The organism is Bacillus methanolicus MGA3 (assembly GCF_000724485.1).
GTDB lineage: Bacteria > Bacillota > Bacilli > Bacillales > Cytobacillaceae > Bacillus_Z > Bacillus_Z methanolicus_A.
The window spans coordinates 514443-526378 of record NZ_CP007739.1 but is presented as its reverse complement, the minus strand read 5'-3'; the positions used below and the strand labels follow the sequence as shown (position 1 = coordinate 526378).

The following is an 11936-nucleotide window of genomic DNA, read 5'->3' as shown; positions in this document are numbered from 1 at the left end:
ATGCTGACATTACAAGATAAATTATTTATTTTAAAAGCAATTAGCCAGCGCTCAAGATTGAAAAACAGTGCTTAAAATGATTGACATGTTAAATTATACCACATAATCAAAAACCATGATACCTTCTATTATTAATTTGCTCCATCAACATATAGTCAGGGGCTGACTCATAAGAGTCTGACTCCCTCCAACAATGACAATATATAGAATGGTTTTATTAATGGTTGTCAATCTGTGTAATGGAGGAGTCTGACCCTTTACTTTCGAGTCAGCCTCTTTCTTTCAAGCACGGCGTATACCAAGTTTCCTTACTCGTTCTCTAATAGTTGAAATTACAATTGAACTAGCAAGCCATAATACTAGTCCTGCGAATATACTCAAAATCCAGTTGTGGCTAGCCTTCAATACTGCGAGTACAGTCGAAACGCAAACAACTCCACCAATCATTCCATAAATTGATCCTTGAGCAATTTTAGCTGCCTTCTTTGAGCCTGAAGAAACACCCACCATTAAGACAGCTGTAAGCATGACAGCCGGAAATGCCGCAAAGATTCCGGCAAGTATTTTCCACGGGGATATAACTGTCACTATATAGCTAAGCATGACAGCTGTACCGCCAAGTAAAAAGCGAATAAGTAAATCTTGTATATTCATAGGTGCTCACCTTTTCTTTAATAGTGCGAAGTGATCATGGCAACGAACATTGAAACTACAAACCATATAACCATTGAATGAATTAAACCTCGTATCCATCCCTCTTTCGGTAAAAGGTAACCTGCAATCATAGCAAATAGTATATTAATGGCCATTCCGATTATGGCTCCTTTGGATAGCAAAATCGAATGAGCAATAAGCTCATCGCCGGCAAAATCGAGACGGACAGTTAATAATGCAGCCAGATAGACGGCCGGAAATGCCGCAAAGATTCCACCTGCTTTTTCCCCTAACTTTCTAGCAATAATTGTAGATACAAGTACTGCTGATCCTCCTAAAAGAAATCGGATAATTAAAGCACTGACAAACATTACCTTTCGCCTCTCTAAGTTGTTAAACAAGTTTTTTAAAATACTTTCATCTTGATTTCCATGTCATGCGATTGCATTTTACAAGTTACATTATTATACCTAATGCAAAAACAATTGTGAAAAAATTCACAAATAATTCTATGTCTATTATTGTACCGCAATTTTTAATAATCCCCTGTGAACATTTTATTAACGTTTTTAAAGCGTTATCATAGTTCGTTCCATTCCTATGTTTTTAATGTTCCTTTCTTGCATCTGACGAACATTTTTGGCACTTTTTATTATTTATACATGGCTGTCTCTAGGTTTCTGCCCTGTCACTCCGCATATAACTACATATTTTATAAATGAACTATATCGACTTTTAATAAGGAGAGCTGCCCGAATGAATCCATATGGGTATTATCTCCCTCAACAAACAGACTATTTCCCGCAGAATCATTACAATTTGTATCTCCCTCAAGAACAACAAGACCCTTACAGACAACCCCTCAAGTCCAGGCACTTGAAAGAAGAGTAAATGCGCTCGAAAGACAAAATGAGCAGCAAGCAAGAGAGCTGGACAGACAAAACAGAGAAATCAATCGACAAAATCAAGAAATTATTCGTATAAACAGAGAAATAAACCGGATTAACCAGGAAATCAATCGATTGAACCAAAACCATGAACGGCATACACGCCGACTAAGAAGATTAAACCAACGGCTTCGTACAGTGGAAAACAGACTAAATATACCATTTACTCAAGTTGAAGACGAGTTTTAAAGTGGGCCCTTTCATAACAGAATCAAGATAACCTTTCACAAGGCTACCCCTTATTATGATTCATCAATGTTCTGTAGTCGGCTAAAACGGCATAATTCTATTATTATTTTTCTATATGTTTCTTTATTAGGATATATCCTTTCAAATAGAATTATATGAACTATCTTAATATATTGACATTTTAATTTTCCTTTGTTAAATTATATTTAAATAATAAAAATCAATGACGAGAAGAGTAAGATAAGATCCCTGTTCTACAGAGAGTCGGTAGTTGGTGAAAGCCGATGTCCAGGCCTTGTCCGAAGATCATCTCTGAGATGCAAAGCTGAAATCTAGTAAGCTTTGACGGGTTGTCCGCCGTTACAATGGACCACGTATGATTGTACGTTGACTGAGAGCCGTAAGCTTAATTTCATAGGCTGCGGAATTAGGGTGGTAACGCGAGCACAAACTCGTCCCTATTTTTTGGGACGAGTTTTTTATTTTAAACAATGAGGAGAGATAAGTTTGAAAAAATTTGACATCTTAGTTATTGGTTTGATGTTATTTTCAATGTTTTTTGGAGCAGGAAATTTGATCTTCCCCCCTTTCTTAGGAGCACAGTCCGGCACTTCCTATTGGCCGGCTATGTTAGGATTTATCATTACCGGTGTTGGCCTGCCATTTGCAGTGCTATTAGCCGTTTCACTAGTAAAAGGCGGTTTTCAAACCATCGGGAATCGTGTACATCCTGTATTCAGCAAAGTCTTTATGGTTATCGTTTATCTAAGCATTGGACCATTTCTGGCCATCCCGAGAAATGCAAATGTTGCGTATGAGATGAGTATTAAACCTTTCCTTGGCGAATCGTTGAACTCAACATTGTTCTTATTTTTATATACAGTTGTTTTCTTTTTCCTTGTCTATGTAATAAGCTTAAACCCAGCTAAAATGGAAAAATACATGGGCCGTTGGATCACTCCAATCTTGCTTTTATCAATGATCATCTTGTGTGCAGTCGGATTTGTAAAGATGGATGCACCCCTTCAATCACCATCAGGGGCATATCAAACGGGAGCTTTTTCTAAAGGCTTCATCGAAGGATATAACACAATGGATGCCTTGGCTGCATTGGCCTTTGGAATTGTCATCCTCAACTCCATTCAACAAAGAGGAGTGCAAGATAGTAAGAAGTTAACAGAGTATACTTTGAAAGCCGGTATGATTGCAGGGGCTTTGCTTGCACTGGTGTATGTCAATCTGGGAATGATTGGAGGAAAAATGGCTTCAAACGAATCTTTTGAAAACGGCGCGGACATCTTGTCTTCTGCTTCAACGCTTTTATTGGGACAAAGTGGCACAGCTTTACTTGGTTTAATTTTTACGTTAGCTTGTTTCACAACAGTGGTGGGATTAACTACAGCTTGCGGCCAATATTTTTCAAATCTCATTCCAAAAGCAAGCTATAAATCAGTTGTATTAGTGGTTACTTTTGTAGGATTCATGTTATCAAACCTGGGATTAAACCAAATACTTAAAGTATCAATTCCGTTCCTTGTCACGGCATATCCATTAACAATTGTGTTAATCATACTTACCTTTTTTAACAAATTCTTTAGGGATTCGAAAAAAGTACACAGAAGCGCCATGTTATTTACTGGAATATTTGCCGTGATTAGCGGCTTAAATGCATTTGGTTTGGATTTGGGCCCGATTCAAAAAATGAAAGATATTCTTCCGCTTTCCTCCGTTGGGTTAGAATGGATCGTGCCAGCGCTCGTAGGTACTTTTATAGGTATGGTTTTAAGTAAATTCAGCAAGAAACCGGCCATGGTAGAACAAATTGATGTGAAACCTTCATAAATAATTATAATGGGTCTGTCCCGATCACATTAAATCGTTAATGCGCTGCGGGACTGGCCCACTCTAGAAAGAATTTGATTTATTTCACTGGAAAAAGCTTCCCGATTGGAAAGCTCCACTGCAATTATTTATATTAAAATTAACTATATAAAATTCAGAAAATTATTGCAAATAAACTTCTTTTTCATTCTACACACCACAAATGAACGTAAATTCTTTTGAAGAATAATTTTAATTCTAGAATTTACCTCTTTTATTAACGGTATTTACAAATAATTAGACAGGAGGTGCAACAAAAACAGTGGAATACCGATTACATCCGTTAGGTGATAATGCAGTCATTATCGAACTGGGGGAAGATATAAACTTAGAAACACAACAAAAAGTGAAAATGATTACCTCTTTTTTGGATAAAACTCCTCCCGAGTGGATGATCGAATACATACCTTCATTTACAACTGTAACTATTTTTTATGATCCTGTTAAAATATCATATCAACATAATTGTGATAATCTTCCTTATGACTTTGTATGTAGTCAATTGCAACAATTATTAGCAGAATTAAAGGACGATAAAACAATCACTCCTCGGCTTGTTGAGATTCCGGTATGCTATGGCGGTGAATTCGGACCGGATTTAGAGTATGTTGCAGCCTTTAACGGATTAACTACTGAAGAAGTCATTCATATTCATTCAAGCGGTGATTATTTAGTGTATATGATCGGTTTTGCTCCCGGTTTTCCGTACATTGGCGGCATGTCTGAAAAAATTGCTACACCGAGAAGAGAAACTCCCAGGTTAAAAATACCTTCAGGATCAGTTGGAATTGCAGGAAAGCAAACAGGTGTATATCCAATCGAAACACCTGGAGGATGGCAGCTTATCGGCCGGACTCCACTAAAGCTGTTTCGTCCTGATGAAGAGCCGCCAAGCCTCTTAATGGCGGGAGATAAAATAAAATTTGTACCGATTAGCTATAATGATTACAAAGAAATGGAGGAAGACAAAGGATGATTACAGTCATCAAGCCGGGCCTCCTTACAAGTGTTCAAGATTTAGGAAGATTTGGTTTTCAAAAATATGGAGTTATCGTAAGCGGTGTGATGGATCCACTCGCCCATCGAATCTCGAATTTATTAGTAGGAAATGAAGAAAATGAACCAACCTTGGAGTTGACATTGCTAGGGCCTATGATTGAATTCAAGGAAAATGCACTTATATCCATTTGCGGTGGTGATTTATCCCCTTCGGTCAATGGAAAACCTGTACGATTATGGCGTTCAGTTTTTGTAAAGAAAGGAAGCTTGCTGCAGTTTGGGCCATGCAAAATTGGCTGCCGGGCCTATCTTGCTGTTGCTGGAGGCTTTAATGTTCCAACGATCATGAATAGTTCATCCACTTACTTAAGGGCAGAAATTGGCGGATTTAACGGCCGTGCTTTAAAAGCAGGCGATCAGCTGAAATTCGGCTCCCCTAGCAACCTTTCAACTCGAATCATTAAACATCTGGTTAAAGGCTTAGGGAATCAGCAATTTGTGGAAATGGAATGGTCCGTAGCCACTGATTTAATTCCAATCCATCGAAACAATCCCGCGATACGTGTAATGAGGGGAAAACAATTTCACTTATTTACGAAAGAAAGCCAATTTAATTTTTTTCATAAACCATTTGAGGTTACCACTCAATCCGATCGTATGGGCTATCGTTTAAAAGGACCCAAACTAAAATTAGAAAATGCTGAAGAGATGATATCGGAAGCAGTTAACTTTGGAACAATCCAAGTTCCATCTGATGGAGATCCAATTGTTCTATTAGCAGATCGGCAAACGACAGGCGGTTACCCAAAAATCGCTCAAATCGCATCAGTTGATTTGCCATTGATGGCACAGGCGAAACCCGGAGATTCAATAAATTTCACAGAAATTTCTCACGATGAAGCCCAACACCTTTTATTAGAAAGAGAGAGAAAAATACAGCAATTTAAACAAGGAATAATTCTTAAATTTCGATAGGGGGAATGAATCATGCATATTGTCGACTTAAACTGTGATATAGGAGAGAGCTTTGGTGCTTACAAAATTGGGAAAGATGAAGAGATTCTCGATTATGTAACCTCCGCAAATATAGCATGCGGGTTTCACGCAGGAGACCCGACAACAATGCGGAAAACCGTCCGGTTAGCACTCGAAAAAAATGTAGCGATTGGGGCTCACCCCGGACTTCAGGATTTAGCAGGATTTGGGAGAAGAAATATAGATATTTCTCCGCAGGAAGCTTACGATCTAGTTGTCTATCAAATTGGCGCTTTATGTGCATTTGTAAAATCTGAAGGCGGAAAGCTTCAACATGTAAAGCCCCATGGAGCACTATATAATATGGCCACTAAAAGTACTCCCCTATCTGAAGCGATTGCCGAGGCCGTTTACAAGGTTGATCCTGAATTGATCCTCTTTGGGTTGGCAGGAGGAGAACTTGTCAAAGCTGGGAAAAAAATCGGGCTTCGTACTGCCAATGAAGTATTTTCCGATCGCACTTACCAAAAAGATGGTTCTTTAACTCCGAGACGTGAATTGAATGCTCTCATAAATGATCATGAATTGGCTATTATCCAAGTAATCCGCATGGTGAAAGAAGGGAAAGTACAATCACTCGAAGGAACAGATGTTTCAATTCAAGCAGATACAATTTGTATCCATGGAGATGGAGAGAATGCGATAGACTTTGCAAAATACATCTCTTCTGCATTAAAGAAAGCGGATATTAAAGTCGCTAAAATTGGTGATTTTTGTAATGAAAGTAATAGCTCGATATAAGAATATATTACTAGTTATTTGCATAAAAGATAAAGAAAAAAATTTAGGCGTTCGCTGAAGTTCAGTGAACGCCCTTAAGATTTTAGAATACTAAAGAAAAAATAACATCGCAAAAAGAAAAAATACGGAATTTGCAATTTCTAATACACCGAGCTTCATCACGGATATAGATTTTCCATAAAAATATATTGCTCTTATCAAACTTGGAATATACGCAATTACTAATAATGGATATCCCATTAGGAATAATCCAATGATTAACAGTAAATGAAACCCCCAAGATGCCCATTTATACACCGAATTCTTTTTTTCGCGGATCATTGTTTTTACATAAAAAGAACTTCCTGTAAAGAACAGAAAACAAAAACTAAAGATTTCTGCCGCTCTTAGATTTAGCTCCCTCTCTCCTACATAAAAACTAGCGAGCCCTCCTATACAAAATTCAGCAACGGCCGCTAGATCGTTAAACAAAGCCCGTTCATTTTTCTTTTTTGCATAATATATATTAATAAGAAAAAACGGAAACATGGAAAAGCCAAAATATAAAAGATTAAAATTATTTACAAGCGGAATGAGCAACAAAACCACAGCTGGAAGAGAGTAGGCTAAAAACCATTTCATATAATATTGTCTTCTTTTTTTATTTTTAATGGCCATAAAAAACGGATAAGTTGCTAAATATAACAATAACCACCCAAGAAACAGCGGAAAATGAAGCCAAGAAAATCCCCCATAATATGCCCCTAATAAAAACGGGATGATCAGCATCGCCCAGGCACCGTGTTGTTTCGGTAAAAGCGGTTTCATGATTGACACCTCACCAAATTAACTTCTAATTTTATTATACGAGAGTCAAGATAAAGAGATTGTGAGATAAATCACATATATAATTTTTATCTAAAAAAGCATTATAGAGATTCTCGTAAAGTCGTATGCTACACTTTCATTTTATCTAAAATAAAAATAGAAAAGTTATGATTTTTATCACACTTTTAAGATGATAACAGAAACAGACACAAAATTCTCATATATGTTCAATTATGTGATGTCAGTCACAACATTATAAAGTAAATGAAGTTATGCTTAAATTGTTAATAGTAAGTTAGAGGAGGGTTCTCAATGAAAGAAATGTTTACAGAGCAATCCATCATTGGCGAAATTGTGACTGTTTTCCCAAAAGCCAGCGATTTACTTAAAACATATAAAATTGATTTTTGCTGCGGAGGAAACCGACCTTTAGGAGAAGCACTAAAGGAAAGAAACTTAGCAGCAGAAGAAATACTGGAACAATTAAATTACTGTATAAGCAATCTTCTGATAAAACAGTGAAAAATTGGACTCAAGCCACTTATACGGAGATAATTGACCATATCGTCCAAAAACATCATCGCTATTTGGCGGAAGAGTTGCCACAGCTTAGCCCTTATGTGACAAAAGTATTAAGGGGACACGGTGCCCAACACCCGCATTTGTCAAAAGTCCATACATTATATAATCAATTAAAAACAGAATTAGAGCAGCATATTATTAAAGAAGAAACAGAGTCTTTCCCGCTTATTTTACAAGGACTGACTCATTCCTCTTGAGTCAGTCTGCATTTTTATAGGATCGTTCATCGCATTACCCACCGATATAAGGCATTTCAATCCCAATGACTTCACTCTGAAAAAATCAGAAAAAAACTGGCTCTTATAAACGAGCCAGCCTAAAAGCACATCAAAGTTTTCTTATGTCGTAGGAAGTGTCTTTCTTTCCTTTCTTAATGCCTTTGGAATGTACACACAAAACGGTTCGCTTTCTAAATAATCTCCCGTTACTGAATATGCTCGTGAACGTGAGCCGCCACATACGAATCGGAACTCACAGACACCGCATTTTCCTTTATACTTGTCCGGGTTTCTCAAGTCTTGGAAAATAGGTGAATGACGGTAAATATCCGCCAGAGGTGTTTCGCGCACATTACCTGCTTTTACAGGCAGCAATCCACTTGGATACACATCGCCAATATGTGAGATAAAAAGGAAACCATTTCCATCATTTACTCCTTTTGGCGCCCGTCCAAGACCGTCCACTTGTCCGGTCAACCCTTTCATAAGCACATCTTCATAACGGATCTTTTCGTCCGTCGTTTTCTTCTCACGCATTTTTTCCTGCAGCACAACGCGGCGATAATGCTGCCCTGCCGTTGTTTTTATATCAAATGGTACTCGTTTGCTTGTTTCATATAACCATCTAAATACTTTTTCATGTTCTACAGGTGAAATCATATCCGTTTCTTTGCCTCGTCCCGTTGGTACAAGGAAAAACACACTCCAAAGCACGCATTTCAATTTTTCAACAAGAGCAACCATTTCATCCAATACGTGGACATTGTACCGGGATATAACCGTATTAATTTGCACAGGGATTTCTAGTTCATGCAAATATTTAATCGCCTTTATGGTTAAGTCGAATGAACCGCTTGTGCCGCGAAAATGATCGTGAATTTCTGCATTCGGTCCGTCTAAACTAAACGCCCATCGCGCTAAACCGACTTCTTTTGCTTTCTTAATCGCTTCTTTCGTCACATTCGGTGTCGCACTTGGAGTCATCGAAACACGCAATCCTTTATCAATCGCATATTTTGCTATATCATACACATCAGGACGCATCAATGGATCCCCACCAGTAAACACTAGAAGCGGCTGATCCATTTCGTAAATTTGGTCAATTAGTTTTTTTCCCTCTTCAAATGTTAATTCGCGCGGATCGCGATGATATTGAGCTTCTGCACGACAATGAAGACATTTCAACTGGCACGCCCGCGTTAGTTCCCATATAACAATAAACGGATTTTCATGAAAGTCTCTCAAGAATTCTCCCTCCTCGTTTTCATTGTAAAATATAAGGAGAAAAGTTATTGTGACTCACATCACAATATCTATCATTTCATTAAATTGTCATATCTGTCCTTATTTATATTTCGAAAAACAATTTTATCTTCCAAAAACAAACAACTCGACAATCGTCCCCAGTAACAACCAACATATATCCTGTCATCGTCTTTCAATTACCGATCAATATGTTACTTCTGTTGATCTTCGAATTCATCATTTTTGTTTCATTGCAGCAGTAAACAAAACAAAAAAGATTCCCACCTATTAAGCAGGAATCTCTCCATCCTTATCATTTTTTCCCAATAGCCACTCTCCAGATTTCTGGACCTTCTTCTAAATACTCCCATGTAAATTGATTTTCACGTTCCATCATAAATTGATAATGAAGTGGACGTGGGTCATGGTCATTTGTTAGTTCCATTATTTCTCCCGGTTTTAAACTATCAAATAAGCGGAAAATTGCTGGATGTCGATCACGAGGTTCATAATCTGGCGCATTAATTCTTGCTGCGAATTGGCTCACAAAAAAAACCTCCTTTAAATTAAAATATTTACTATATTTACATCATACAATCCTTGCTTAAATGTTATAGTGATATACATCACAACGCATCGTGAAAATTCTCAACACACTCGAAAGGAAGATGAAAATTGGAAGAGTTCGTTGGATTTTGTTCGAAATGCGACAAACAAATCTTTCTTTTGGTCAGCCCATTTTGGTCTTATCGAACTGGACGATGAAGGATTTATCTTAATTGATAAAGAGCGGTTAAAAAATGAGATTTTTTAGTAATCTATGATAAAAATCACAACAATTGAGATTGAAATTCACTATATAAAAAGGAAAAGAAGATGAGGACATGGGAAAAATTATTGAGTTAGATGTTCGCGAAGACCGCTTTTCTTGAAAAAATACTCTATTTATGGAACAAAAAAAGAGGTTGGCTCAAAAGGTCGCTGAATCGACCTTTTGAGCCAACCTCTTTTTTAAAAACTGGTGAAGTTCAATAGACTTCTTTCCATATCCGAATCATCCTTTTGAAGCTCCACAGATAGGACAATTCTGAAGTGAAAGAGGTAATTCCAAACCACAGCTATCTAGCAATTCCACATTGGATAAAATCTCCTCTGTAGTTCCATCTGCAGCTATTTCACCTTTCTTTATCACAATAATTCTTTTACAGGTTTCAAACACCATGTCCAAATCGTGGCTGGTAATTATCTTTGTATGTTCAAAGCTTTTTAACAAATCAATTACTCTTCGTCTTGATTTTGGGTCCAGACCTGAAGTTGGCTCATCCATTATCAATACATCAGGTTGCATTGATAAAACGGATGCAATTGCGGCAGACCGCTTTTCTCCACCTGATAGTTTATAGGGTGCCCGGTCTTTCAAATGAGGTATTCCAACCATCTCCAATGCCTGCGTCACCCGTCTATCCACATCTTCCTCCTCCAGCTTATAATTTCGTGGTCCAAAGGCAACGTCATCATAAACAGTAGTCATGAACAATTGATCGTCAGGGTCCTGAAAAACCATGCCCAATCTCTGGCGTATCATCGGTAATGTCTTTTTTGTTGCACTAACATCTCCTACCAGTACTTCTCCACCATCCGGAAAAAGAACCCCCATCAACAGCATCAGCAGCGTAGACTTCCCAGCACCATTCGCACCAATGATTCCCACAGATTCACCATGATAAATGGAAAAAGACATATTTTTAATTGCTTCATGTCCATCCGGATACGAAAAATGCAAATTTCTTACTTCAATTTTATGATGACTCATCTATCGAATCACTCCTGTAAACAATGACCCTATCAATACAGGTATATTGTAAATTTTTGCAATAACAAAAAACAGACTCCATGCTGCAAAATAGGCAAGATCTTTAAAGCTTAATTTTGAAATATCTCCGGTATGATACTCTCCTGTAAAGCCTCTTAAACTCATTGCCTGATATACCCGCTCTGCTCTCTCAAAAGTCCTTAGCAATATTTGTCCGGCAAAAGAACCCCAAACACTCCACTTTATTCCCTTTTGTCCCGGTGCCCTAAGGGAATACGCCCGCATCATCCTGGAAACCTCTTCGATCAGTACCGATATATATCGGTATGTTAATAAAAGCTGTAAGACAAAAATCTTAGGGATTTTGAGCATCCGCAAGGCTGCGGCCAATCGATCCATACCTGTGGTTGCAATAAGTAAAATGCTGGCTGTCACTGTTAAACTGCATTTTATAATAATGCATAAAAAAGTAACCCATCCTCTTGAAACAGCAATTCCACCAACCACCACTTTATAATGATCAAACAATGGATTTAATATTCCAATTCCGATGATTAAAGGCTCAATAAGCAATATCATTTTTAGAATTGGCGCAACTGGTATCTCTGCAAAGGCAAAAATTAGTATAGGAAAAAAAATAAAAGGCAAAAGACCGCTTATTTCATACTTTTCAAATGACACAACCACAGTCAAATAAACGACTGTGGTTAAGAGCTTAATTAATGGATGAATTCTGTGTATAAAGGTCTCTTTCCGCGCCAGGTCATCCAGAAGCCTCATATTAGATAATGAATTTATCATGTTCGCCATTTAAATCAATTCCTC

The 11936-nt window shown here is 37.6% G+C and carries 12 protein-coding genes, 2 pseudogenes and 1 other annotated feature; of the genes and pseudogenes, 7 read left to right on the top strand and 7 right to left on the bottom strand.

The features are described from left to right. Nucleotides 1-282: 282 nt before the first annotated feature. Complete coding sequence (locus BMMGA3_RS02655) at nucleotides 283-654, bottom strand: DUF3147 family protein (RefSeq protein ID WP_003348040.1); 372 nt, start codon at nucleotides 652-654, stop codon at nucleotides 283-285. A gap of 17 nt (nucleotides 655-671) precedes the next feature. Further along, entirely contained in the window at nucleotides 672-1025 is a 354-nt protein-coding gene (locus BMMGA3_RS02650; RefSeq protein WP_003348042.1) for a DUF3147 family protein, read from the bottom strand. A gap of 385 nt (nucleotides 1026-1410) precedes the next feature. On the opposite strand from BMMGA3_RS02650, the pseudogene BMMGA3_RS16970 reads away from it, so the two are divergent. The 5 genes and pseudogenes from BMMGA3_RS16970 (at nucleotide 1411) to BMMGA3_RS02630 (ending at nucleotide 6446) form a co-directional block, all read left to right on the top strand. Further along, nucleotides 1411-1790, top strand: a pseudogene (locus tag BMMGA3_RS16970) (hypothetical protein). 214 nt (nucleotides 1791-2004) lie between these two features. Beyond that, nucleotides 2005-2253: a binding site (T-box leader), on the top strand. Between the two features lie 44 nt (nucleotides 2254-2297). Continuing rightward, a complete protein-coding gene (brnQ, locus tag BMMGA3_RS02645) occupies nucleotides 2298-3632 on the top strand; it encodes a branched-chain amino acid transport system II carrier protein (protein WP_003348046.1) in 1335 nt (444 codons plus the stop codon). 301 nt (nucleotides 3633-3933) lie between these two features. Continuing rightward, nucleotides 3934-4647 carry a 5-oxoprolinase subunit PxpB gene (pxpB, locus tag BMMGA3_RS02640; protein ID WP_003348048.1) on the top strand — a complete coding sequence of 238 codons (714 nt, stop codon included), beginning with the start codon at nucleotides 3934-3936 and terminating at the stop codon, nucleotides 4645-4647. Beyond that, nucleotides 4644-5645, top strand: a complete 1002-nt coding sequence (locus BMMGA3_RS02635) for a 5-oxoprolinase subunit C family protein (RefSeq protein WP_003348049.1) — start codon at nucleotides 4644-4646, stop codon at nucleotides 5643-5645. Before pxpB ends, BMMGA3_RS02635 begins: the two co-directional genes overlap by 4 nt. Before the next feature lie 12 nt (nucleotides 5646-5657). Further along, on the top strand, nucleotides 5658-6446 hold the full coding sequence (locus BMMGA3_RS02630) for a LamB/YcsF family protein (RefSeq protein ID WP_003348051.1): 789 nt from the start codon (nucleotides 5658-5660) through the stop codon (nucleotides 6444-6446). Between the two features lie 90 nt (nucleotides 6447-6536). On the opposite strand, the gene BMMGA3_RS02625 is transcribed toward BMMGA3_RS02630, so the two are convergent. After that, complete coding sequence (locus BMMGA3_RS02625) at nucleotides 6537-7253, bottom strand: YwiC-like family protein (protein ID WP_003348052.1); 717 nt, start codon at nucleotides 7251-7253, stop codon at nucleotides 6537-6539. A 312-nt stretch (nucleotides 7254-7565) separates the two neighbouring features. Between BMMGA3_RS02625 and BMMGA3_RS16965 the strand changes: the two are divergent. Next, nucleotides 7566-8011 (top strand): annotated as a pseudogene (locus tag BMMGA3_RS16965) (DUF542 domain-containing protein); the annotation flags it as partial. Between the two features lie 162 nt (nucleotides 8012-8173). Here the strand turns inward: BMMGA3_RS16965 and BMMGA3_RS02610 are convergent. Both BMMGA3_RS02610 and BMMGA3_RS02605 read right to left on the bottom strand, forming a co-directional pair. Further along, nucleotides 8174-9298: a TIGR04053 family radical SAM/SPASM domain-containing protein gene (locus BMMGA3_RS02610; RefSeq protein WP_003348056.1), complete on the bottom strand. Its 1125-nt coding sequence runs from the start codon at nucleotides 9296-9298 to the stop codon at nucleotides 8174-8176. A 313-nt stretch (nucleotides 9299-9611) separates the two neighbouring features. After that, nucleotides 9612-9845, bottom strand: coding sequence for a DUF2249 domain-containing protein (locus tag BMMGA3_RS02605; protein ID WP_003348057.1), 234 nt, complete (start codon nucleotides 9843-9845; stop codon nucleotides 9612-9614). Nucleotides 9846-9986: 141 nt separating this feature from the next. On the opposite strand from BMMGA3_RS02605, the gene BMMGA3_RS18175 reads away from it, so the two are divergent. Next, complete coding sequence (locus BMMGA3_RS18175) at nucleotides 9987-10112, top strand: hypothetical protein (RefSeq protein WP_003348058.1); 126 nt, start codon at nucleotides 9987-9989, stop codon at nucleotides 10110-10112. A 240-nt stretch (nucleotides 10113-10352) separates the two neighbouring features. Here the strand turns inward: BMMGA3_RS18175 and BMMGA3_RS02600 are convergent, their stop codons facing one another. Beyond that, on the bottom strand, nucleotides 10353-11111 hold the full coding sequence (locus BMMGA3_RS02600; protein ID WP_003348059.1) for an energy-coupling factor ABC transporter ATP-binding protein: 759 nt from the start codon (nucleotides 11109-11111) through the stop codon (nucleotides 10353-10355). Beyond that, on the bottom strand, nucleotides 11112-11921 hold the full coding sequence (gene cbiQ, locus BMMGA3_RS02595) for a cobalt ECF transporter T component CbiQ (RefSeq protein WP_003348060.1): 810 nt from the start codon (nucleotides 11919-11921) through the stop codon (nucleotides 11112-11114). It lies immediately after the preceding gene. Between the last annotated feature and the right edge of the window lie 15 nt (nucleotides 11922-11936).